This window comes from Pseudomonas sp. GW821-FHT02H06, from assembly GCF_059421525.1.
Genome location: NZ_JBWKVD010000004.1, coordinates 282,048 through 303,279, shown reverse-complemented (window position 1 = coordinate 303,279; position 21,232 = coordinate 282,048). Strand labels below are relative to the sequence as shown.

Below are 21,232 nucleotides of genomic sequence, written 5' to 3'. Positions count from 1 at the left end.
TGACCCGGTCAGCAAAATGACTGCTGCCTGTCAATATTGTCAGGTGAATAAGGGCAGACGATGAACGTGGGTAAAGAAACAAGGCCGCAGGGCGATACCCAAATAGAAGCCACGAGTTTCGATGAACGAGTTCTACTGTGACGGGGAAAATTCTTACATAAACTTCGTGAGTTCTGAATGCTTGTTCACAGGGCTCTGACTTACGTCGGTAAGCGGCTCTACTCCGGAGTGTGTGTCATGAAAAGCCTCATGGCTGTTTCGTTGTTGTTCTCGGTCGCAGTTCTCGGCGCTGACGCCATAGCGGGGTCCACCGCGTGGGCCGCCCAAGGTGGCCTGATGTTTCATGGCAGCGTGGTGAATGCCGCGTGCGATGCCCAGGTCTTGAGCGCTCCGTCGGCGGCATTACTTCCGACAACCTTGCAGGCCGACCCTGACGTCACCGTGGGCCTGAGTCGCCACAACGACGCCTGCGGCAAAGGCGTTGTGCCCGTGCAGGCACGTTACACCGAACTGGTTCCCGACCCGCAGAGCCCCCGCGCGGGAATTGTCACGCTGACCTACCAGTAGGCACTGCTCCCCCTCGATTCCCGATCCCCACTGACGACCCCGGTTCCATTGAGCCGGGGTTTTTCGTGGGTGAGACTTTTACATGGGCGCGTTTTTCAGGTCGGCGGTTAGGTGCCAGGCGCGAAGGTTGGTGAAGGTTCTTCGCGAGGGTTACTCCGCAAACCCCCGCCCGGTGAGGCCTCTGAAACAATAGCGTCATCTCCTACCGAAAGTTCCGACGCGCGCCACTGTCCTTTCAATCCACAGGATGTAGAACGCCTGACAGCCGATCCTGGAAGCGCTGCTTATAGTTCCTCTCGTCCTTTTGGGCACACACGAATCGACACAAGGAACGTCGTTATATGAAAAAGCTTTCTCTTACCCTGGCTATCGTGGCCGCAATGGGGCTTGGCATTTCCGGGACCGCGAATGCTGCGAACAACGGCAAACTTGTTTTCACCGGCACCCTGACCAACATCACGTGTGACATCGGCGCCGGGACTGGCGCCACCCCTGGCAACAACCCCGGCGAGATCAATGTCGACCTGGGCAACGTCTCGTTTTCCGACATCGGTCTCTTCGCCGACAACAAACTTGAAACTGCATCGCCCATCCAGCTGCTGGTCAATTGCACCGGCGGCGCCGCTCAATACAACACCGTGAACATGCGCTTCGTCGCCCGTCAGGGCAGCGGTCTGGATAACCTCGACCAGAAACTGCTGCGGGCTACCGGCGCGGCGGACGGCGTGGGCATCGGCCTGCTCAATGCGTCCAACCAGTTGATGGACCTGAGCGGCAACGAAACCATCGACACGCCGCTGGTCAAGGACGGCGCCGATGGCGCGACCGCCGAGATCAACTTCGGCGCCGTTTATGTCCTCAACGGCGCGACAACCAACCCGGGTAATGCCGACGGCTTCCTGCCGTTCGTGATGGATTACGAGTGATGTAGCAGGCGAGCGGGCAATGGCTCGCTCGCCTTCCTGGCTTATCCACCTCACAGCCCAAGACGGTCTCACCATGTTTCCTGAATTCCTTCGCGGCTCCGCCCTCTGGCTGGGTTTGCTTCTGGCTGCCCCGGCGCAGGCGGGCATCGTGCTCAACACCACGCGTGTCATCTACCAGGCCACGGACAAGGAGGTCAGTTTCGTTGTGAACAACAGCGGCACGGCTGACATCCTCGCCCAGTCATGGCTTGAAGCGCAGAGCGACACCGAGAATCTGCCCTTCGTCGTCACCCCGCCGCTGGCGCGAATGGCAGGCAGTGCCCGGCAAATGATTCGGGTGATCTACGCCGGCGAAGGTTTGCCCAACGACCGCGAGTCGGTGTTCTGGCTCAACGTCCAGGAGATCCCGCAATCGGCGAAGGACAACCAGCTGCAGATCGCGATTCGCCAGCGCATCAAGCTCTTCTACCGGCCCGCCGGGTTGAATGGCGATCCCCTCGATGCGGCAAAAAGCCTGGAGTGGCGCGTATACGACGGCCAGCTGGAAGTCAGTAATCCGACGCCTTATCACGTGTCGATGATCCAGATCGACGCCCGGCAGCAGGGCAAGACGCTGTTCAAGGCGGACAGCAGGATGCTGGCGCCAAAGCAGACCGTCCAATTGCCGCTCACCAGACTGGTCAGCGGTCACGCGGTGGAGCTGCGGTTCATCAGCATCAACGATTTCGGCGCGCAAGAGCCGTACAGCGCGAAGGTTTCCGGTGGCCAGACGACTCAAGCCATCAAGGTCGCCAACGTCATCACCCGGGCCGAGTAGCCACTCAGTCGGGAAGGCTTTCGCCCAGGTTTTCTTCGGTCGCCGTCATGCGATCCCAGCGCCTTGCGCCTGCCAAACGTGGTTTGCCAGTGCCCTCGGAATCGAGAACACGAGTGAAACCCGCCAATGGAACCCCGAGATCACCAAAAGGGATATGCACGGATGGCAGCATGCTCTTCACACCTCGACCGCAGGCATCCAGCGCATGAGCCGTTTCGGATCAGCCCGGTGGCGAGGATTATCCTTGCATCGGCAGGGCTGGCACTGGCCTCGCCTGCGACTGCAATGACTGACCAAAACAGCGCCGCGACCCATGTGAAATTCAATACCTCGTTCATTCAGGGCACCGATCAGCCCGCCGATCTCGCGACGTTTTTGCAAGGCAACAGCGTGGTCCCCGGAAGCTATCGGGTGGATATCTACGTCAACCGTGTGCTGAGCGGGCGGCGTGACATCAACTTCGTCTCCAATGCCGCGAAGGGCACTGTTGAAGCCTGTCTCACCCTGGACATGCTCCGCCAGTTCGGCATGAACACCGACGCCGTGCAGGCCGGTGACGCTTCGCCAACAGCCTGTTTCGATCTCCCGGCGCGGGTCGAATTTGCCCGCGTCGATTATCAGCCGGCGAGCCTGCGCCTGAACATCAGCATCCCTCAGGCGATGATGTCGCGCAGCGCTCGCGGTTACGTGCCGCCGGAGTTATGGGACGAGGGCGAGACGGTCGGTTTCGTGAATTACAACTTCAGCGGCGCGCGTCGCTCCCGCAGCGGCCAGGCTGAAGATCAGGATCAGTATTACCTGAGTGTTCGCAACGGCGTGAACCTCGGCGCCTGGCGACTGCGCAACGAGTCTTCTCTGACCTACGGCAATGACCAGCCCTACCGCTTTCGCAGCAACCGGACGTTCATCCAGCGTGACATCACCTCGCTGAAAAGCCAGTTGACCCTGGGCGAGACTTTTACCGATTCGCAGGTGTTCGACAGCGTTCGGTTCCTCGGCGCCATGGTGATGTCCGATGAGGGCATGCTGCCTGACAGCGAGCGGATTTTCGCGCCGGTCATTCGTGGTATTGCCGACACCAACGCATTGGTGGAAGTGCGGCAGAACGGTTTCATGCTGTACAGCGGCAACGTCTCGCCAGGCCCGTTCGAAATCACCGACATCTACCCCAGCGGGTCGAACGGCGATCTGGAAGTGACGGTGGTCGAAGCCGATGGCAGCAAGCGCGTCTTCGTCCAGGCCTACGCATCACTGCCGATCATGGTGCCGAAAGGCGCGTTGCGCTACAGCCTCGCCGCCGGCCAGTACCACAGCAACATGGAAGATGGCCTTTCACCCTCGTTCGCCAGCGGCACGCTGGTGTATGGCCTGACCGAACGGGTGACGGCAGCGGGCGGCGTGCAAATCGCCGAGGATTACCAGGCCGGCAACATCGGCGCGGGGGTCAACACCGGGCTCGGCGCGGTGTCGCTGGATCTGACCCAGTCCCTCAGCCGCCAGCGCGAGCAACGCTACAGTGGGCAAAGCCTGCGCCTGCGCTACGCCAATACGCTGGACCTGACCAACACCACCCTCGCCGTGGCCGGTTATCGCTATTCAACGGATCAATACCTGACGTTCGACGATCACGTGGATGCGTTGCAAGCACGTGACGGATCAGCCAGCGGGCGCGCCAAAGATCGCATCGAAATCAGCCTGACTCAGGCGCTGCCGGAGCAGTCTGCGTCGCTTAGCTTTACCGGGTCGGAGCAGCGCTACTGGGACCGTGGCAGTAAGACGCGCCAGCTGTATCTGTCGTGGAACTCGGCGTGGCGCAGCCTTAGCTACAACGTGTCGGTCGAGCGTAACCAGACCTTCGCGCGCAGCGGAGAAAGCCAGTCCGACAACCGCATTGCGCTGACATTGAGCCTGCCGCTGGGAAGCGATTCCGGCTCGTCGCGGCTGTTTGCCAATGCCGTGCGTGACAGCTCCGGCGCGTCCAGCCTGCAGTCCGGCTTGAACGGTCAACTGTTCGACGACCGCAACAGCTTCTACTCGCTGCAGGCCGGCCACGACAGTGCGTCGGGCTCATCGGGCTTCGGCAAACTCAGCACCACCACGGCCTACGGGCGTTTCGATGCGGGCTACGGGCAGGGCAGGGATTATCAGGCGCTGAGCATGGGCGCGTCGGGTTCGGTGGTCGCCCACGCGGGCGGGGTGAATTTCGGTCAGCCCCTGGGCGAGACCTTCGCGCTGGTGCAGGTAAAAGGGGTCAGCGGCGCGCGGCTGAACAATTTCAGCAACGTCGAAACGGCCGATAACGGTTACGCCATCCTGCCTTACGCCCAGCCTTATCGAACCAACTGGGTCAACCTCGACACCCGCCAGTTGGGCGCCGATGTCGAGCTGGAGAATGCCGTGGATCAAGTCGTGCCCCGACGCGGCGCGGCGCCCTTGGTCAGCTTTCGTACGGCAATCGGTCGGCGTGTGCAATTCGAACTGGTGCGAGCCGATGGCAGCCGTTTGCCCATGGGCGCAGCGGTGGAAGACGAGCAGGGCAAGCCGCTGGCGACTGTCGACCCCAGCGGGCGAGCGCTGGTGCTGAGCGAGCGGGACAGCGGCGAGCTCATCGTCAAATGGACCGATCAGCAATGCCGTGCATCGTTCGCGCTGCCGCCGAAAGAAGCCCATCGCAGCTACGATCGCCTGAAGGTGCAGTGCCAATGAAGCGCGCCTGTCTGTCAGGGCTTTTTCTGGCCGTCATCAGCGGCATGGCCCAAGGCGCCGTCTCACTGTCAGGCACCCGGTTGATCTTCGACGGCCGTTACAACGAGGCGACGATCGAGGTCAGCAACCGCGGTGATTCCGAGGCCCTGATTCAAGCCTGGCTCGATGCACCGCGCGCAGATGATCCACCGGGCCGTGATCAACCCGGCAATGCGCGCGCAGCCGATCTGCCGTTTGCGTTGACCCCGCCCCTGGCGCGCCTGCCAGCCAAGGGCAAGCAGACCTTGCGCCTGCTCTATGAAGGCGTCGGCATGCCCCAGGACCGGGAGTCGATGCTGCACCTGTACGTGCTGGAAATTCCTCGGCGCAGCCCGGCGGTTCAGCAGTTGAGCATTGCCATCCGCCAACGCATCAATGTCTTCTATCGGCCAGCAGCGCTGACTGGCGACCCGGCCGATGCGGCGCAAACGCTGATCTGGCAACGCGCTCCATCAACCGATGCCACGCTTTCCGTGCGCAACCCGACGCCGTATCACGTTTCGCTGCAGGACCTGCGCATCAATGGCATCGAAGTCGCAAACCACCGGTTGCTGCCACCTTTTTCGGCCGCCTCACTGACGCTGCCTGTCATCGGTTTGAAGGGATCAGTGGCTGAAACCCTGAGCTTCAAGGCCATGACCGATTACGGCGGACAACGCGATTACTGCGCGCCGTTTCAGGGTGGGCAGCCGTTCGCAGTGCCGCTGCGCACGTCGGATTCACACTCACTCATAGGGAAATGCTGACATGAAAAGATCCATCATCCGCGGGTGGCTGACGCTGCCGATCACGTTGCTGATGACGCTATTGATGCCCGGTCTCGCCATGGCGCTGACCTGCAAGACCCAGGGCGCAGGCGAGTCTGTGGTTCGTGCGGACCTGAGCAGCACCGTCGCCATTCCCGCTAACCTGCCTGATGGCAGCGCGGTCTGGCGTTCGGAGCGGCTGAACCTTGCGGTTGAGTGTGCCAGGGACGAAACGGGTGGCCCTGAAGAAGTGTTCTTGTATCTGAACCCGGACAACCTGCAGATCGGACAGGGGATTCGCGCCGGACTCACGTTGAGTGGCATTGATTTCGTGCAGACCAGCGGGCGGGTTCCCACGCAACAGCAAGCGCCGGCCTGCACGGAGGCAGGTTCGGCCTGTCCGAGCGTCACGTTCAACCTGCCGTTTTCGGTGTTCATCCAGAAATACGGCCCGACCCCGCCTTCTGGCGTCGCGAGTGGTTTGCACGACTATCGCATGTTCCAGCTCGATGGCGGCAGCGGGCAAAATCCCGGGCCTGACGCCACGCTCAGCTACGTCATCAACAACCTTGAGGGCCTGCGGTTCGTCGCCTGTGACGCTGAATTGCGGGTCATGCCCGAGACCGTGGATTTCGGTGACGTGGCCATCCGCAACGTGCGAGTAGGGGAGCCGGCCACTTTTCAGCGCTTCGCGCTGGCTACCAGCCGCACCTGCGAATCGCCGTTCAGCCTCAATGCGCGCATCACGCCGGTGTCCGGGATACTCAAGGGTGATGTACTGGTGCCGGTCGACAATGACAGCATCGGCATTCGGATTACCCGTGCCCGCGATGACTCGACCGTGCCGTTCCACGAGCCCTTTCACCTGACCGATCTGCTGGAGGGCGATTACTCCGAGACGGCTGACTTCAACGCCCAGTTGCTGTGGCAAACCAGTACGCCGACCGCGGGCCCGTTTTCAGCGGAAGTCATGGTGGATCTGTTTTACAAATAGGCGCGCGCAGTCGGTCTGTTGGCAGCAGCGATCCGCCAGCGATTCAGGTATGCTGCGCGGCCCTCGGGCGCCGCCCGTATTCCTCGACTGTCTGCCATTCCGGAGCTTTCATGACCACCCCCGAACACACGCCCGCTCCTGATGCTCGTGAATCGCACGCTTCGGTCGACGCCGACGCTGCCCCGGCGGATACAAAACCTGCGATTCCGGCGTTCAGCTTCCCGTTCAAGCCGGGCGAGCTGTTGCAGGCGAAGAAGGATCAGCAGCACTACAAAGGCTCGGGTAAATCGAACCACGACAAGCGTCCGGGCGTTGCGCCATCAGGCACCCGTCGGTCGATGGGCAAGCGCTGATTACACCGTCGCAGGCGAGGACGCTGCCGGGGGAATCACCCGCCCGCCATGCTCACACTTCTTTGCGAAAGCTGTCCCGATACTGAGTCGGCGTCACCCCCAGACGCTGACTGAAGATCAGCCGCATGCGCGCAGCGCTGCCAAATCCGCAGTGATACGCCACCGCCTTGATCGCCATTTCGCTGCCTTCCAGCAAATGGCGAGCGGCGTCGATGCGCGCACGCTGCACGAACTCCGCCGGTGTGACCTTGGCGTCGCGGGCAAATACCCGAGCGAACGTCCGGGGGCTCATCGCCACCACGTCGGCCAGTCGCTCCACTGAAAAGGGCTCGCCGATGTGCTCCATCACATAGCGCTGTACCTTGGCCACGGGCGAGTCGTCATCTGCCGACGCCGTGAGGTACGGGCTGAATTGCGACTGCCCGCCCTGACGCTGGGCCACCACCAGCAGACGTTTGGCCACCGCCAGGGATATCGCCGGGCCGTGGTCCTCCGCCACCAATGCCAGCGCCATGTCGATGCCCGCCGTGACCCCGGCTGATGTCATCAGCGCACCGTCGCGAACATAGATGCGATCGGGCTCGACCCTCGCGTGGGGGAACTGATCGGCGAGCTGCTCAGCGTGGCTCCAATGGGTAGCGGCCTGCTTGCCATCCAGCAAACCGGCGTGGCCGAGGATGAACGCCCCTGTGCAGATCGAGCCGTAGCGTTGCGCCTGGGGCACGGCTTCCAGCAGCCAGTGAGTGATGGCGGGCATTTCCGCGCCGTTTGGCAATGAGGGACCGCCGGGAATCAGAAGGATGTCGAACTGCTTCGGCGCGTCCGCCAGGGAATACTGCGCACCCAGTGGCATGCCGTTGGACGCAATGATCGGGTAGGGCGCCGTGCCGAGGGTGATGATCTCGTAGCCATCACCGTCGGGCAGGAAACGGTTGGCTTCGGCGAAGACGTCGAGCGGGCCGGCCACGTCCAGGGCCTGCACGTTGGGAAACAGCACAATCGCGACGCGCTTCATCCTACTTCTTTGGCAATGTGGTGACGTTATCCCACTCGGTAATCAGCGCTTTCTTGTTCTTGCGGTCGTAGAGGCACAGCTCGGTGCCGGTCTTGTTCTTCATGAACGCCTGTTTGTACTGACCTTTGATCAACAGTGCGTTGAAGCCGACGCTGTCATCGAAGGCCGCATCGGCGCCGGCCGGCTTGGCGTTTTTCAGGGAACTGGCGCTGACACAACTGTCGACCAGGGTTTTGTTGAAGGCGGTCCAGGCGTCCGGGCTGGAGGCATTGGCCTGGCCGGCAGCGGCAGCGGTGAGAACGAGCAACAGCGCGGTGTGCATCTTCACGGGTACGCATCTCCATGGCGTGAGCGGGTGAACGAGGCTCGGCGCAGATTCAGCGCGGTTCCAGTTCGTGGCGCTGAATATATTGCATACCGGCGCGCTCATACAGCCGGCGTGCGGCCAGATTGCTTTCCATCACCTTGAGGTCGACATGACCTTCACCGCGCTGGCGGAAAGCTTTGAACACCTGATTGAGCAGCGTGAGACCCAGCCCTTGACGGTGCGCGCGGGGGTTGACCACCAGATTGCGGATGAACGCGCTGGTCCAGCATTGCGCAACGGCCACCACACCTTCAGCGTCCTCAAGAACGAAACACAGCGCCGGATCAAACTCGGGATCAGTCTCGAAGGCATCGAGCCAAGTGGCATAGTCTGCAACACGACCGCCGCCGTGCTCGCGACCCAGCACCAGCAACTGGTGAACGGCCGGGGCGTTCTGCCCGGTGAAATCAACCTGACGCACGGCGGCGGGCCAGCCCGGATCATGGCGTGCCGGGCCGAGGTCGCGGCGCATCAACCAGTAATGCGCGGTGGAGGCATCGCCTGCGGCCGGTCTCAGATTCCCTGAGCTTCGACCGTGCGGGCGGCTTCGATCAAGCATCGTGTCAGCTCGGGCGAGGAGAACTTGGTCAGAACAGCGTTGGCGCCGGCAGCATCGGCTTTCTCGGCATTCATCGCGCTGTCCAGCGAAGTGTGCAGCAGCACGTACAGTTCCTGGAAGTCCGGCGTCTCCCGAAGCGTGCGGGTGAGCGCGTAGCCGTCCATCTCCGACATCTCGATGTCGGACACCACCACGTTGATCTGCTGTGCGGTGCCTTGCAAATCGAGTAACTGATCAATGGCTTCCCGCGCACTTCGGGCGGTGTGGCATTCGATGCCCAGATTACGCAGGGTAATCACCGATTGTTGCAGCGCCACCTGACTGTCATCGACCACCAGGATGCGCGCCTTCGCCAGCACCTTGGCGTCATCGGCGCTGAGCTCGGCGCGTTCGGCGACGATCCGTGCGGGCGCGATACCGTGAATGACCTTCTCGATGTCCAGCACCTGAACCAGCGTCCCATCCACCTGCGTCACGCCGGTGATGAATGACTTGTTGCCGGAGCCAAAGGGCGGCGGACGAATGTCGGTGGTCAGGCAGTGAACGATCTTGCTGACGGCCTGAACATGCAACCCCTGCTTCGACCGGCTGACATCGGTGACGATCAGGCAGCCGCCATCGGGGTCCACCAACGGGCGCTCGCCGATGGCACGACTCAGGTCAATCACCGACAGCGGGTTGCCACGCAAGGTGGCGACCCCTTTGACGTGTGGGTGGGATTCCGGCAAACGCGTAAGGGGAGGGCAGGGGATGATTTCACTGACCTTGAGCAGGTTGATCGCCATCAGCTTTCCGCTGCGTAACGTGAACAGCAGAAGCGAGAGTGAATCTGCGCGGACGTTCTTGGACATATAAACCTTCTGTGATGCGTTGCCTGGCCGCGTGGGTTCGGCCAACAGCTTTCGATGACGGTTTATCGACCTGATGAAGTCAGGCTTTAGCCCTTTCGATTTTACCCGGCCGGCTGGCCTGTCAGCATTGCAGTCAATTTGACCGTAGTCAGGTCATTTTGACCCGCGATTCGACGAGGTCATATTGACTGTGCGTTGGCCAGGCCCTTGATTTCAGGCTTTGGGGTCGCTGGCACGATTCCTGAACAACCGAGGTAACGCTTACTCATCACCTCTCGGGAGTTACTTATGTTGTCCGCATCGGATCGTGCCATCGTCAAGTCAACAGTGCCACTGCTGGAAAGCGGCGGAGAGGCGCTGATTACCCATTTCTACCAAATGCTCCTCGATCGATACCCGCAAGTGCGTCCACTGTTCAACAAGGCGCATCAGGCCAGTGGTGAACAGCCTCGCGCCGTGGCGAACGGGGTGTTGATGTACGCCCGCCACATCGATCAGCTTGATCAACTGGGCGATCTGGTCGCCAAGATCATCAACAAACACGTGGCGCTGCAGATCCTTCCCGAGCACTACCCGCTCGTTGGCGAGTGCCTGCTTGAGTCGATTCGCGAAGTGCTGGGGAAGGAAGTCGCCACTGGCGAGGTCATCACTGCGTGGGGCAACGCCTACGGGCAACTGGCCGACATTTTGATCGGCGCGGAAAAAGCCATCTACGACGAGAAAGCCCAGGCAGCAGGCGGCTGGCGTGGTGAGCGTGAATTCAAAGTGGTCGCCAAAACGCCGGAGAGCGCGGAAATCACCTCGTTCCACTTTGCGCCGGCAGATGACCAGCCGATCCTGCAAGTCACCGCCGGCCAGTACATCGGCATGCAGCTGCACGTGAACGGCGAAGAGATCCGCCGCAATTACTCGTTATCGGCCCTGGCCGGGAACAATCAGTACCGCATCAGCGTGAAACGCGAGCCTGATGGAGTCGCTTCGAATTATCTGCATGATCAGCTGCAGGTCGGCGACAGCATCAATCTGTATCCGCCCTCCGGAGAATTCACCCTGACCGACAGCGACAAACCGCTGGTGCTCATCAGCGGTGGCGTCGGCATCACGCCAACCCTGACCATGCTCGAAGCGGCATTGCCGACTCAGCGGCCGATTTACTTCATCCACTGCGCGCGCAACGGCTCGGTCCATGCGTTTCGCGACTGGATCGAAAGCCTGGTGAGCAAGCATCCTCAGCTCAAACGTTTCTACTGCTACGCCGAAGATGACGGCGTCAGCCCGGCGGCCCATGCGACGGGTCTGCTCGATCAGGCGCGCCTGGAGCAATGGCTGCCGGAGAATCGCGACGTCGATGCCTACTTCCTGGGGCCTAAAGGCTTCATGGCGGCGATCAAGCGTCAACTGAAAGCGGCCGGCGTGCCCGATGCACAGGCGCGGTATGAATTCTTCGGTCCTGCGTCAGCATTGGAATAATCGCTGCGACAATTAGACGCATCCTACATATATAGAAGGATTCCGGGCCGCGACCCATCGCTGCGACAAAAAGCCGCACGCTTCTATATATAGGCACGAAACAGGAGAGCTAACACTAGCGTTTGAATTGGAATGTTAACGCTCGGCTAATGCAGCCGTGTTCACCATTGCGCGGGTTACGGCGGTGGACCGGGAGGCGGTCACGTTCGGTCGCGAATGGCACTGCGTGAACGGGGTGTCGTGACGGTGATAGAATCGCCGCCCTTGCGGGGCGTCCGGGCCGCAACGCTCCACATCCGTCGATCCGGATGACTCCAATTCAAAGGGCATGTGAATGACTGAAGAGATGTTGTACCTGCGGCGTGAAAAGCAGTTTCTGGTGTTGCTGGGCATCATCTGCCTGGCGCTGATCGGCGGCGCCTTGTACATGCAGGTGGTGCTGGGCGAAGCGCCTTGCCCGCTGTGCATCCTGCAGCGGTATGCGCTGTTGTTCATCGCGGTGTTCGCGTTCATCGGCGCGGCAATGCCAGGCCGTCTGAGCCTGACCATCTGCGAAGCGCTGGTGGTGTTGAGCGCCGTGGGCGGGCTGGTTACCGCCGGGCGTCACGTGTACATCCAGACCCACCCTACCGAGAGCTGCGGTATCGATGTGCTGCAGCCGATTGTCGACGGTCTGCCCCTGGCGTCTCTATTTCCGCTAGGCTTTCAGGTAGGCGGTTTCTGCGAGACGCCATATCCGCCAGTTCTCGGTTTGTCTTTGGCGCAATGGGCGTTAGTGGCGTTTGTACTGACTGTTGTGCTGGTTCCTGCGGGAATTATTCGTAACCGGATGAAAGCACGCTGATTACAAAGTGTTGCGTAACAAAGCCCCGGAAATCCTTCAACAGAACCGGGGCTTTGCCCAGTTTCAGGGTGCGGCATAACACCGCATTTTTACCGAACGTGAAATTAACTGTTGCGCAGAAACTTATAGTCAATAAAACTTTACGTATCTACAATCGCCCCCAATTCACGCCCCCCCTCATTTGCGGGACGGTGTAAATCGAGGTTATGGAGCGTCTTTTCGCTCTAGTAGACGCGGTTCGAATGGCCTCCCGAGTCACGTTCTGAATGTCTGCGCCAAGGGATAGGGTCCGCATTAGCGGGTGCCACCATTCGAATAAGAAACCAAAGCTCAACCCGGATTTGTTGTGAGGCCCCATGCTTCCTGACAGGCCCCTTTTCAATCCAAGCATTTGCCAGCACCTGGCAGGGTGAAGTGTTGGCGGTCGAAACCCAACTGCGATGCGAAAGCTGCTTTTAGAGGTCGTGAGATGAGTAAAAAAAGGTACCCCAGGTTTTTTGGCTTCTTGGCCCTTTTCAGCATGCTCCTGCTCAGCGGGTGCGATTACACCCTGCTGGATCCCAAAGGCCATGTGGGCGTTCAAGAGCGTGACCTGATCATCACTGCTACCTTGCTGATGCTGCTGGTGGTGGTGCCGGTCATTTTCATGACCATCATCTTCGCCTGGAAGTATCGCGCTACCAACAAGAGCGCGACGTACACGCCTGACTGGGCGCATTCGACCCGGATTGAGCTGGTGGTCTGGCTGGTTCCATTGGCCATCATCATCGTGCTCGGCTATGTGACCTACAAGTCGACCCACGCGCTGGACCCTTACCGTCCGCTCGAGTCAGACGTCAAGCCGCTGACCATTGAAGTGGTCGCACTGGACTGGAAATGGCTGTTCATCTATCCGGAACAGGGCATCGCCACCGTCAACAAGATCGTGTTCCCGGCCAACACGCCGATCAATTTCCGCATCACTTCCGATTCGGTCATGAACTCGTTCTTCATCCCTGCACTGGGCGGCCAGATCTATGCGATGGCCGGCATGCAGACCAAGCTGCACCTGATCGCCAATGAAAACGGCGAGTTCGATGGTATCTCCGCCAACTACAGCGGCGCAGGTTTCACCGGCATGAAATTCAAGGCGACTGCCACCTCACAGGCTGATTTCGACGCTTGGGTTGCCGACGTCAAGAATTCACCTAAAACACTGGCAACGGCCGAATACGCCGCGCTGGCCAAGCCTAGCGAACGTAACCCCGTTGAACTCTACTCCTCGGTCACTCCGAACCTGTTCCAGATCATCATCGACAAGTATGAAGGTATGAAGCCGGGCAAGATTGTCCATGAGAAGAAAGAAGTAGCAGGTACGGAAGGGATGGACATGGGTAAGCATTCAGCTGCGCAGGCAGAGGAGTAAACGATGTTTGGTAAATTAAGTCTGGACGCGATTCCGTTCCACGAGCCGATAGTCATGATCACGGTCGCCATGATCGCGATCGGTGGTGCGGCATTGCTGGGTCTGATCACGTACTTCAAGAAGTGGACTTACCTCTACACCGAGTGGCTGACGTCTGTCGACCACAAGAAAATCGGTGTCATGTACATCATCATTGCAATGGTCATGCTGCTGCGCGGCTTTGCCGACGCCGTACTGATGCGTTCGCAATTGGCCATGGCCACTGAAGGCTCACCCGGCTACCTGCCGCCTGAGCACTATGACCAGATCTTCACCGCTCACGGTGTGATCATGATCATCTTCATGGCGATGCCGTTCTTCACCGGCCTGATGAACATCGTCGTGCCTCTGCAGATTGGCGCTCGCGACGTTGCCTTCCCGTTCCTGAACTCCTTGAGCCTCTATCTGCTGATCTCCGGCGTGATTCTGGTCAACGTGTCTCTGGGCGTCGGCGAGTTCGCACGTACCGGTTGGGTGGCCTATCCACCGCTGTCGGAACTGGGCTATAGCCCGGGCGTGGGTGTGGATTACTACATCTGGGCACTGCAGCTGTCAGGACTGGGGACAACGTTAACCGGGGTCAACTTCCTGGTTACCGTGCTGAAGATGCGTACCCCTGGCATGAAACTGATGGACATGCCGATCTTCACCTGGACCTGCACCTGGGCCAACGTCCTGATCGTGGCTTCGTTCCCGATCCTGACCGGTACCCTGGCGTTCCTGACCCTCGACCGTTATCTGGACTTCCACATCTTCACGAACGAGTTGGGTGGTAACCCGATGATGTACGTGAACCTGTTCTGGGCGTGGGGTCACCCCGAGGTTTACATCCTGATTCTGCCGGCGTTCGGGGTCTTCTCCGAAGTCATCTCGACGTTCACCGGCAAGCGTCTGTTCGGCCACCATTCGATGATCTACGCCTCCGGCGCGATCTCGATCCTGGGCTTCATGGTCTGGCTGCACCACTTCTTCACCATGGGTTCGGGTGCAAGCGTCAACGCCTTCTTCGGTCTGGCGACGATGCTGATTTCCATCCCGACGGGTGTGAAACTGTTCAACTGGCTGTTCACGATCTACCAGGGACGTCTGCGCTTCACCGCGCCAGTCTTGTGGACTCTGGGCTTCATGGTCACCTTCTCCATCGGTGGTATGACCGGCGTACTGCTGGCTATCCCGGGTGCCGACTTCGTTCTGCACAACAGCCTGTTCGTGATCGCGCACTTCCATAACGTGATCATCGGTGGTGCTGTGTTCGGTTACATCGCCGGCTTCGCGTTCTGGTTCCCTAAAGCGTTCGGCTTCAAGCTGAACGAAAAGTGGGGCAAGGCAGCGTTCTGGTTCTGGATCTCGGGTTTCTACGTCGCCTTCATGCCGCTGTACGCATTGGGCTTCATGGGCATGACTCGTCGTCTGAACACCACTGACAACCCGGACTGGACGCCATACCTGCATGTCGCGTTCGTCGGTGCGTTGCTGATCGCTGTCGGTATCGCCTGCCAGCTGATCCAGATATTCGTGAGTATCCGTGACCGCGAGCAGAACCGCGATCTGACCGGTGACCCATGGAATGGCCACACCCTGGAATGGTCCACCTCGTCGCCACCGCCTTTCTACAACTTTGCGGAAATGCCGAAAGCCAACGAGATCGACCCGTGGTATGCCGCCAAGCGTGATGGCGAGGCCTACAAGGTTCCGGCCAAGTACTCCGACATCCACATGCCGAACAACACGGCAACGGGCATGGTGATGGGCCTCCTGCTGACCGTCTTCGGTTTCGCGATGATCTGGCACATCTTCTGGCTGGCGGGCGTCAGCCTGATTGGCACGATCGTTTACTTCGTGATTCATGCGGCACGTGACGATCAGGGCTACATGGTTCCTGCATCCGAAGTGGCACGCATTGAAGGCGAGCAACACGCGATCCTGGCTCGTGTTCGCAATGGTCAGACAAACACTCCTGTCAACAAGCTGGAGCAGGCATAAACAATGTCGAACTTAGTATTTGATGGTGCGAAGGGTCACGACCACGGTCATGACCACGAGCACGACCATGGTCACCATGACGCCGGCGAGATGAAGATCTACGGTTTCTGGATCTACCTGATGACCGACTGCATTCTGTTTGCGTCGATCTTCGCCATTTACGCGGTACTGGTAAACAACGTAGCGGGTGGCCCTGCGGGCCACGACATCTTCGAACTGCCTTACGTGCTCGGCGAAACCGCCTGCCTGTTGCTCAGCTCGATCACCTACGGCTTCGCCATGCTGGCGATGCACAAGGGCAACAAGTCCGGCGTTCTGGGTTGGTTGTTCGTGACCTTCCTGTTCGGCCTGGGCTTCATCGGCATGGAGATCAACGAGTTCCACCTGCTGATCTCCGAAGGTTACGGCCCTAACCGCAGCGGCTTCCTGTCGGCGTTCTTCACGCTGGTCGGTACCCACGGTCTGCACGTGACCAGCGGCCTGATCTGGATGGCGATCATGATGTATCAGGTCTCCAAGCACGGTCTGACCGGGACCAACCAGACTCGCCTGAGCATGCTCAGCCTGTTCTGGCACTTCCTGGACGTTGTCTGGATCTGCGTGTTCACCGTTGTCTATCTGATGGGGACCATTTAAATGGCGAATTCACATCACTCCCATGACGCCGCCAGCCATGAACCTGCCGCCCACGGCAGCTTCAAGTCGTACATGGTCGGTTTCGTACTGTCGATCATCCTGACCGCGGTTCCTTTCGGTCTGGTGATGTTCCCGACGATCTCGAAAGTGGCCACGCTGTGGGTCGTTCTGATCTTCGCAGTCGTGCAGGTTCTGGTTCACCTGGTGTACTTCCTGCACCTTGACCGCTCGGCGGCACAGCGCAACAACGTCATCGCGTTTGCCTTCGCTGGCCTTGTGATCGTGCTGCTGGTTGGTTTGAGCACCTGGATCATGTTCAGCATTCACACCGCCATGATGGCGAAGTGAGGAAAACCTGATGTCACTGAAGCACTTTATCCAAATCACCAAACCGGGGATCATTTTCGGTAACGTGCTTTCGGTGGCAGGTGGCTTTTTTCTGGCTTCCAAGGGGCATGTCGATATCGGCTTGTTCCTGGCAGCCGTGATCGGGACTTCACTGGTAGTGGCTTCTGGCTGCGTGTTCAACAACTGCATCGATCGCGATATCGATGTGAAGATGGAGCGCACCAAGAATCGGGTGCTGGTGCAAGGATTGGTGTCAGTGAAACTGGCACTGATCTATGCCACCGTGCTGGGTGTTGTCGGCGTCGGCCTGCTGTACACCAAGGCCAACGCACTGGCGGCACTGTTCGCCGTAATCGGCTTCGTGATCTACGTCGGCTTTTACAGCCTGTACCTGAAGCGCAGGTCGGTTCATGGCACGTTGGTGGGCAGCCTGTCGGGCGCGATGCCTCCGGTCATTGGTTACGTCGCGGTCAGCAACACCTTCGACCTCGCGGCGCTGACCTTGCTGGTGATGTTCAGCCTTTGGCAGATGCCTCACTCGTACGCCATCGCGATTTTCCGCTTCAACGACTATCGGGCTGCCTCGATTCCGGTCCTGCCGGTCAAGCGCGGTATCCGGGTCGCCAAGCGGCACATCCTGATCTACATCCTGGCTTTCCTGCTGGCGACCTTGATGCTGACCTTCGGCGGTTACGCCGGGCTCAATTATCTGGCCGTTGCAGCGGCGATGGGCATGTACTGGTTGTACATGGCCTGGACCGGCTACAAAGCCAAAGACGACACTGTTTGGGCACGCAAGCTGTTCGTGTTCTCCATCTTCACCATCACAGCCTTGAGCGTGGCGATGTCGCTGGATTTTCAGGTAACTAAGGAACTGTTGGTGACATACGCAGCGCCTTAGTCGCCTGAATGAAACGCAAAAAAACCCGGTTGCTCGCGAGAGAAACCGGGTTTTTTTTCGAACTGAATAAAGTCTTTGGCTTAGCGGGTTGACCCTTTGGCAGAGGCCTCTTCGGCATCCTTTGCCGGCCCGAGGACAACGGCCAGATGGCGCAAGTCTTCGATCTGCACGCTGACGCTTTTCCCTGAAGGGCTGGCGACCAGTGTGCCCAGGGCAAAGACCGTGAAGAAACGCACCTCATCGGCGTGACTCAGCAGCTCACTGAGGTAGCGGCTGGAGCGGTAGGCCTGCATCTGCGCGGGGGATACGTACAATGTCACCAGCTTGCCTTGCAGGCGATCGAAGAATTTGAATTTGAAGCCGATCCCGTAGCGCTCGACCAGTCCGCCGCCATACAGCACCCGACGCTCGTCATTCAGCTGAGCAAACTTGATATGGCGGAAATAGGCGCGCAAGGACACCTCGCCCTGACCCGGAACGCGAAGGGTCAACAGCGCGAGTTCTTCCTTGGTCAACGAGGCCTGGGCCTGACGGAAGCTGTCGACCAGCCGCTCAAGATCGCTGGTTCGGTTCTGCTTGTCCTGTCTGGCCTTGAGCGTATCGGCGGGAGTCGTGGCGTCTTCGGGCTTCTCAGGCGGTTCGGCGTCAGGCTTGTCTGTCGGCGATGCCGGCTTAGCGCGCTCCTTCGGGGTGGGATCAAAGACGTCAATGTAATCATCCAGCTTGCGCTTGACCCTGCGCAGCTCGCTATCGGCCCCGGTTTCGGCTTCCTGGCCAGCCGGCGTTTCGACGGATTCATCCACCCATTCGCAATCGGCGTGATGTTCGTATTTCGGGTTGGCCCGGTAGTGCGCGGCGACGAAGGTCGGATGCTCCTGAGGCTTCACGTCATAGCGAACCCCAGTGATTTTGACACCCAGAGCGCGGCACGACTCGGACGAACACAGAAAGCTGAAGCGCGCACGGGGTAGCTCTTGAGAAAAATACTCGCGTCGCGCCGCCACGATGGACAGCTCTTGCTGCAGCTCGACGCAGAACGCGCGGGTAATGGTTCTGTTGGTTTTCATGGATACGGCGGGGCCCTGTGCCGAAGTCTTCCGGATGTGCTGCGCACTGTCATTCCGTTGGCATCGCCAGCCATTCGCCGACCACTTTCTTGTAAGCCCCGGTGGCTTTGGAGAGGTGCAGCCACTGATCGACATAGGCCTTCCAGGCCACGTCATCCCGGGGCAGCAGATAGGCCTTTTCGCCGTACTGCATGTAGTGCGACGGATTGACCGTGCACAAGCCGGGCATGCGTTTCTGCTGATACAGCGCTTCGGACGCGTCGGTGATCATCACGTCGGCTTGCTTGTCGAGCAGCTGTTGGAAAATGGTTTTGTTGTCGTGGAAGGCCAGGCTGGCATTGGGCAGATAAGCGTGGGCGAAGGCTTCGTTGGTGCCGCCTTGTGGTTCGATCAATCGAACGCCGGGCTGATTGATCTGCTCGAGGGTCTGGTACTTCGACTCGTCTTCGCAGCGCACCAACGGCACTTTGCCGTCGATGTCCAGCGTGCTGCTGAACGCCGCCTTCTTCTGCCGCTCCAGAGTGACCGAGATGCCACCGACGGCGATGTCGCATTTGCCGGCGGTGAAGTCGGGCATCAGGGTTTTCCACGTGGTCGGGACCCACTCAATCTTCACGCCCAGGCTCTGCGCCAGAGACTGAGCCAGCTCGATGTCGATGCCTTCGTACTGGCCGTCGGGCTTGAGAAACGTGTACGGCTTGTAATCGCCGGTCGTGCAAACGGCCAGTTGGCCCTTCTGCATGACGGTGTCCAAATGGGACGGCGCCTCAGCGGCCTGAGCCTGGATGCTGCCGACCATGCTCAACAGCAAACCGGCGGTGATGCGTGTGTTCATCGAGTCGATCCCTCTGCTTCAAATGCCTGTCTGCCGTTATAGAGGCGGTCAGCGCAGATGGGAAGCGTTATCCCGCAGAGGAGGGCGGGACGTCCTTTGCCCGCTTGGCCGCCTGCCTGGCAGGCCGTGTTTTTGCGCGACGATGCCGATACAGCGCGACGGCCGCGCCCACCACGACCACGCCCAGGAAGATCGGCAGCCGATAAGGCTTCAAGTTGCCGAACATAGTCTCAAGAAAGCCCCCCGCCCAGTAGCCGGCCGCGAGAAACAGACTTGCCCAGACTGCGGCGCCAAGCAGGTTGATGATTGCAAAACGAATGGGCGACAAGCGACTCGCGCCGATAACCAGAGGCCCGATCAGACGCATGCCGTAGAGAAAGCGCACCGAGAAAATGGACGCCGTGGGGTAGCGCTTGATCAGGTCGGACACGCGGTCGATGGTCGCTTGCTGGCGGTGCAGGCGCGGCAGCAGGCGTGGCCCGAAGTAGCGCCCGGTCCAGAACAGAATCTGATCGCCGAGCATCCCGCCCAACGTGGCGTAGATGAGCACTTGCTGCCATTGCAGGACGTGCTGGTGCGCCGCCAGCCCGCCGAGGATCAGGATGGTCTCCCCCTCGAGCAGGCAGCCGATGAACACGGCCCAGTACCCGTAGTTTGAAAGCAGATAGTTGAAGTCGATGTGTTCGAACATGGAAGGCCGGTGGTTTTCGGTGAATGGGTGGCTGCTTAAACATCTGGCAGCGTGCGCGCCCAGGAGGCGTATCGCACGGCGTTCGACCGAAGCCGGTCGTCATCGGTTCGGTCGCTTTAGGTCGAATCTTCCTGCGCCATGCCGTCAGGGGAAGGTCTGTAGATCGCTCAGGCAGTGGATCAGGTGATCGTAGACAAGACGTACCCTGCTCGGCACCGGCCCTGACTGCGTCCGGTACACGGAAAGGTCCATGGGCGGCGGCGCAGCATTCGGCAACACCTCGATCAGACGCCCGTTGCGCAGGTACGCCTCGGCCAGGTAATGGGGCATCTGCGCAAACGTGACGCCCGCCAGTACGAATTCCAGTTCGGTCTCCGGGTCATCACAACTGAATGCGGGGGAGGGTGGCGAGTAGCTTTGGCCTCCGGACAGAAACCACGGCCAGGGTCGTCCATTGTTGCGATCAATCAGCGTCGACAGCGGCAGCTGTTTAAGGTCTTCCAGCGCGGATGGCATGCCCACTGCCGCGATCAATTCCGGCGACGCGACGATCTTCAACGGCACTTGCGCCACCACTCGCGCGATATAGCGCCGGTCCCGGACCGTGCCAATGCGAATGCCGATATCGATCCTCGAACCGACGGCATCGGTAAGTTGGTCATCCAGGCTCAACTCGATCCGCAGGCCGGGATGTTGCTGCATCAATGGCTGGAGGAAACCGGCCAGATACAGCTTGCCGATCGAGTGAGGCGCGGTGATGCCTACGCGGCCCACCACATCCGCCGCGGGATTTTTCGTGTGGGCCGCGAACAGGCGATCGAACTGGTCGAGGGTCTCACGCGCCTGTCGCGCCACGTCGGCGCCGTATGCCGTGACATGCGCCTGTCGCGTGCTGCGATGAAACAACGGCTCGGCGAAGGTTCGCTCTAGTTCCTTTATTGCGCGGGTGACCTTTTGTGGCGAAGTGCCGAGGCGAGTCGCGGCTTCCCGAAACGTGGGTGCGTCCACAGCCACCAAAAAGATACGCAGCATTTCCATTCGGTTCAGCATGGGCGGGCGCTCGTGTTCCAAAA

Annotated in this window: 23 protein-coding genes; 14 read left to right on the top strand and 9 right to left on the bottom strand. The window is 60.0% G+C overall.

Annotation, left to right across the window (positions count from 1 at the left end):
* The first annotated feature begins 237 nt into the window (after positions 1-237).
* From AC07VF_RS09725 to AC07VF_RS09715, 3 genes are all read left to right on the top strand, one after another.
* Positions 238-567, top strand: a complete 330-nt coding sequence (locus AC07VF_RS09725; RefSeq protein WP_495007909.1) for a hypothetical protein — start codon at positions 238-240, stop codon at positions 565-567.
* 341 nt (positions 568-908) lie between these two features.
* The gene (locus tag AC07VF_RS09720; RefSeq protein WP_282370418.1) at positions 909-1,493 is read left to right on the top strand and encodes a fimbrial protein; all 585 of its coding nucleotides are present in this window, start codon (positions 909-911) and stop codon (positions 1,491-1,493) included.
* 73 nt (positions 1,494-1,566) lie between these two features.
* Positions 1,567-2,310: a fimbrial biogenesis chaperone gene (locus tag AC07VF_RS09715; RefSeq protein WP_495007908.1), complete on the top strand. Its 744-nt coding sequence runs from the start codon at positions 1,567-1,569 to the stop codon at positions 2,308-2,310.
* A 4-nt stretch (positions 2,311-2,314) separates the two neighbouring features.
* On the opposite strand, the gene AC07VF_RS09710 is transcribed toward AC07VF_RS09715, so the two are convergent.
* On the bottom strand, positions 2,315-2,482 hold the full coding sequence (locus AC07VF_RS09710; protein WP_495007907.1) for a hypothetical protein: 168 nt from the start codon (positions 2,480-2,482) through the stop codon (positions 2,315-2,317).
* Positions 2,483-2,595: 113 nt separating this feature from the next.
* Between AC07VF_RS09710 and AC07VF_RS09705 the strand changes: the two genes are divergently transcribed.
* The 4 genes from AC07VF_RS09705 to AC07VF_RS09690 all read left to right on the top strand — a co-directional run bounded on the left by AC07VF_RS09705 (position 2,596) and on the right by AC07VF_RS09690 (position 7,148).
* A complete protein-coding gene (locus tag AC07VF_RS09705; protein WP_495007906.1) occupies positions 2,596-5,016 on the top strand; it encodes a fimbria/pilus outer membrane usher protein in 2,421 nt (806 codons plus the stop codon).
* Entirely contained in the window at positions 5,013-5,801 is a 789-nt protein-coding gene (locus AC07VF_RS09700; RefSeq protein ID WP_495007905.1) for a fimbrial biogenesis chaperone, read from the top strand. The genes AC07VF_RS09705 and AC07VF_RS09700 overlap by 4 nt, the downstream gene beginning before the upstream one ends.
* A 1-nt stretch (position 5,802) precedes the next feature.
* Positions 5,803-6,795: a fimbrial protein gene (locus AC07VF_RS09695; RefSeq protein WP_495007904.1), complete on the top strand. Its 993-nt coding sequence runs from the start codon at positions 5,803-5,805 to the stop codon at positions 6,793-6,795.
* 110 nt (positions 6,796-6,905) lie between these two features.
* Complete coding sequence (locus AC07VF_RS09690) at positions 6,906-7,148, top strand: hypothetical protein (protein WP_282370408.1); 243 nt, start codon at positions 6,906-6,908, stop codon at positions 7,146-7,148.
* 52 nt (positions 7,149-7,200) lie between these two features.
* Here the strand turns inward: AC07VF_RS09690 and AC07VF_RS09685 are convergent, their stop codons facing one another.
* Genes AC07VF_RS09685 through AC07VF_RS09670 form a run of 4 tightly spaced genes read right to left on the bottom strand, consistent with a single transcriptional unit; the run spans position 7,201 to position 9,940 of the window.
* Complete coding sequence (locus tag AC07VF_RS09685) at positions 7,201-8,163, bottom strand: GlxA family transcriptional regulator (RefSeq protein WP_495007903.1); 963 nt, start codon at positions 8,161-8,163, stop codon at positions 7,201-7,203.
* A 1-nt stretch (position 8,164) separates the two neighbouring features.
* Entirely contained in the window at positions 8,165-8,491 is a 327-nt protein-coding gene (locus AC07VF_RS09680; RefSeq protein WP_163023052.1) for a hypothetical protein, read from the bottom strand.
* A gap of 49 nt (positions 8,492-8,540) precedes the next feature.
* Complete coding sequence (locus AC07VF_RS09675; RefSeq protein ID WP_495007902.1) at positions 8,541-9,002, bottom strand: GNAT family N-acetyltransferase; 462 nt, start codon at positions 9,000-9,002, stop codon at positions 8,541-8,543.
* A 41-nt stretch (positions 9,003-9,043) separates the two neighbouring features.
* Complete coding sequence (locus tag AC07VF_RS09670) at positions 9,044-9,940, bottom strand: chemotaxis protein CheV (RefSeq protein WP_192170719.1); 897 nt, start codon at positions 9,938-9,940, stop codon at positions 9,044-9,046.
* Positions 9,941-10,228: 288 nt separating this feature from the next.
* Here AC07VF_RS09670 and hmpA point away from each other — a divergent pair, with 288 nt between their 5' ends.
* From hmpA to cyoE, 7 genes are all read left to right on the top strand, one after another.
* The gene (gene hmpA / locus AC07VF_RS09665; RefSeq protein WP_495007901.1) at positions 10,229-11,410 is read left to right on the top strand and encodes an NO-inducible flavohemoprotein; all 1,182 of its coding nucleotides are present in this window, start codon (positions 10,229-10,231) and stop codon (positions 11,408-11,410) included.
* Positions 11,411-11,744: 334 nt separating this feature from the next.
* Positions 11,745-12,254, top strand: coding sequence for a disulfide bond formation protein B (locus AC07VF_RS09660; protein ID WP_192170721.1), 510 nt, complete (start codon positions 11,745-11,747; stop codon positions 12,252-12,254).
* A 469-nt stretch (positions 12,255-12,723) separates the two neighbouring features.
* Positions 12,724-13,659: a ubiquinol oxidase subunit II gene (gene cyoA, locus AC07VF_RS09655; protein WP_192170722.1), complete on the top strand. Its 936-nt coding sequence runs from the start codon at positions 12,724-12,726 to the stop codon at positions 13,657-13,659.
* A 3-nt stretch (positions 13,660-13,662) separates the two neighbouring features.
* Positions 13,663-15,681, top strand: coding sequence for a cytochrome o ubiquinol oxidase subunit I (gene cyoB / locus AC07VF_RS09650; protein WP_192170723.1), 2,019 nt, complete (start codon positions 13,663-13,665; stop codon positions 15,679-15,681).
* A 3-nt stretch (positions 15,682-15,684) separates the two neighbouring features.
* On the top strand, positions 15,685-16,317 hold the full coding sequence (locus AC07VF_RS09645) for a cytochrome o ubiquinol oxidase subunit III (RefSeq protein WP_074886388.1): 633 nt from the start codon (positions 15,685-15,687) through the stop codon (positions 16,315-16,317).
* Complete coding sequence (gene cyoD / locus AC07VF_RS09640) at positions 16,318-16,665, top strand: cytochrome o ubiquinol oxidase subunit IV (protein ID WP_192170724.1); 348 nt, start codon at positions 16,318-16,320, stop codon at positions 16,663-16,665.
* Between the two features lie 10 nt (positions 16,666-16,675).
* Complete coding sequence (gene cyoE, locus AC07VF_RS09635) at positions 16,676-17,566, top strand: heme o synthase (RefSeq protein WP_074886382.1); 891 nt, start codon at positions 16,676-16,678, stop codon at positions 17,564-17,566.
* A gap of 80 nt (positions 17,567-17,646) precedes the next feature.
* Here the strand turns inward: cyoE and AC07VF_RS09630 are convergent, their stop codons facing one another.
* The 4 genes from AC07VF_RS09630 to AC07VF_RS09615 all read right to left on the bottom strand — a co-directional run bounded on the left by AC07VF_RS09630 (position 17,647) and on the right by AC07VF_RS09615 (position 21,191).
* Entirely contained in the window at positions 17,647-18,633 is a 987-nt protein-coding gene (locus tag AC07VF_RS09630; protein ID WP_495007900.1) for an ATPase, read from the bottom strand.
* A 49-nt stretch (positions 18,634-18,682) separates the two neighbouring features.
* A complete protein-coding gene (locus tag AC07VF_RS09625; RefSeq protein WP_192170726.1) occupies positions 18,683-19,468 on the bottom strand; it encodes a transporter substrate-binding domain-containing protein in 786 nt (261 codons plus the stop codon).
* Between the two features lie 67 nt (positions 19,469-19,535).
* Positions 19,536-20,159: a DedA family protein gene (locus AC07VF_RS09620; protein WP_346625599.1), complete on the bottom strand. Its 624-nt coding sequence runs from the start codon at positions 20,157-20,159 to the stop codon at positions 19,536-19,538.
* Positions 20,160-20,303: 144 nt separating this feature from the next.
* Entirely contained in the window at positions 20,304-21,191 is an 888-nt protein-coding gene (locus AC07VF_RS09615) for a LysR family transcriptional regulator (RefSeq protein ID WP_495007899.1), read from the bottom strand.
* Positions 21,192-21,232 lie beyond the last annotated feature (41 nt).

Bases quoted from the DNA above. Each gene is read 5' to 3' on its own strand.
- AC07VF_RS09630 (WP_495007900.1), bottom strand. From the start codon at position 18,633: ATGAAAACCAACAGAACCATTACCCGCGCGTTCTGCGTCGAGCTGCAG.
- cyoA (WP_192170722.1), top strand. From the start codon at position 12,724: ATGAGTAAAAAAAGGTACCCCAGGTTTTTTGGCTTCTTGGCCCTTTTC.
- AC07VF_RS09670 (WP_192170719.1), bottom strand. From the start codon at position 9,940: ATGTCCAAGAACGTCCGCGCAGATTCACTCTCGCTTCTGCTGTTCACG.
- AC07VF_RS09720 (WP_282370418.1), top strand. From the start codon at position 909: ATGAAAAAGCTTTCTCTTACCCTGGCTATCGTGGCCGCAATGGGGCTT.
- AC07VF_RS09695 (WP_495007904.1), top strand. From the start codon at position 5,803: ATGAAAAGATCCATCATCCGCGGGTGGCTGACGCTGCCGATCACGTTG.
- AC07VF_RS09645 (WP_074886388.1), top strand. From the start codon at position 15,685: ATGTCGAACTTAGTATTTGATGGTGCGAAGGGTCACGACCACGGTCAT.
- AC07VF_RS09660 (WP_192170721.1), top strand. From the start codon at position 11,745: ATGACTGAAGAGATGTTGTACCTGCGGCGTGAAAAGCAGTTTCTGGTG.
- AC07VF_RS09715 (WP_495007908.1), top strand. From the start codon at position 1,567: ATGTTTCCTGAATTCCTTCGCGGCTCCGCCCTCTGGCTGGGTTTGCTT.
- AC07VF_RS09690 (WP_282370408.1), top strand. From the start codon at position 6,906: ATGACCACCCCCGAACACACGCCCGCTCCTGATGCTCGTGAATCGCAC.
- cyoB (WP_192170723.1), top strand. From the start codon at position 13,663: ATGTTTGGTAAATTAAGTCTGGACGCGATTCCGTTCCACGAGCCGATA.
- cyoD (WP_192170724.1), top strand. From the start codon at position 16,318: ATGGCGAATTCACATCACTCCCATGACGCCGCCAGCCATGAACCTGCC.
- AC07VF_RS09625 (WP_192170726.1), bottom strand. From the start codon at position 19,468: ATGAACACACGCATCACCGCCGGTTTGCTGTTGAGCATGGTCGGCAGC.
- AC07VF_RS09705 (WP_495007906.1), top strand. From the start codon at position 2,596: ATGACTGACCAAAACAGCGCCGCGACCCATGTGAAATTCAATACCTCG.
- AC07VF_RS09620 (WP_346625599.1), bottom strand. From the start codon at position 20,159: ATGTTCGAACACATCGACTTCAACTATCTGCTTTCAAACTACGGGTAC.
- AC07VF_RS09685 (WP_495007903.1), bottom strand. From the start codon at position 8,163: ATGAAGCGCGTCGCGATTGTGCTGTTTCCCAACGTGCAGGCCCTGGAC.
- AC07VF_RS09710 (WP_495007907.1), bottom strand. From the start codon at position 2,482: ATGCTGCCATCCGTGCATATCCCTTTTGGTGATCTCGGGGTTCCATTG.
- AC07VF_RS09725 (WP_495007909.1), top strand. From the start codon at position 238: ATGAAAAGCCTCATGGCTGTTTCGTTGTTGTTCTCGGTCGCAGTTCTC.
- cyoE (WP_074886382.1), top strand. From the start codon at position 16,676: ATGTCACTGAAGCACTTTATCCAAATCACCAAACCGGGGATCATTTTC.
- AC07VF_RS09615 (WP_495007899.1), bottom strand. From the start codon at position 21,191: ATGCTGCGTATCTTTTTGGTGGCTGTGGACGCACCCACGTTTCGGGAA.
- AC07VF_RS09675 (WP_495007902.1), bottom strand. From the start codon at position 9,002: ATGCGCCGCGACCTCGGCCCGGCACGCCATGATCCGGGCTGGCCCGCC.
- AC07VF_RS09700 (WP_495007905.1), top strand. From the start codon at position 5,013: ATGAAGCGCGCCTGTCTGTCAGGGCTTTTTCTGGCCGTCATCAGCGGC.
- hmpA (WP_495007901.1), top strand. From the start codon at position 10,229: ATGTTGTCCGCATCGGATCGTGCCATCGTCAAGTCAACAGTGCCACTG.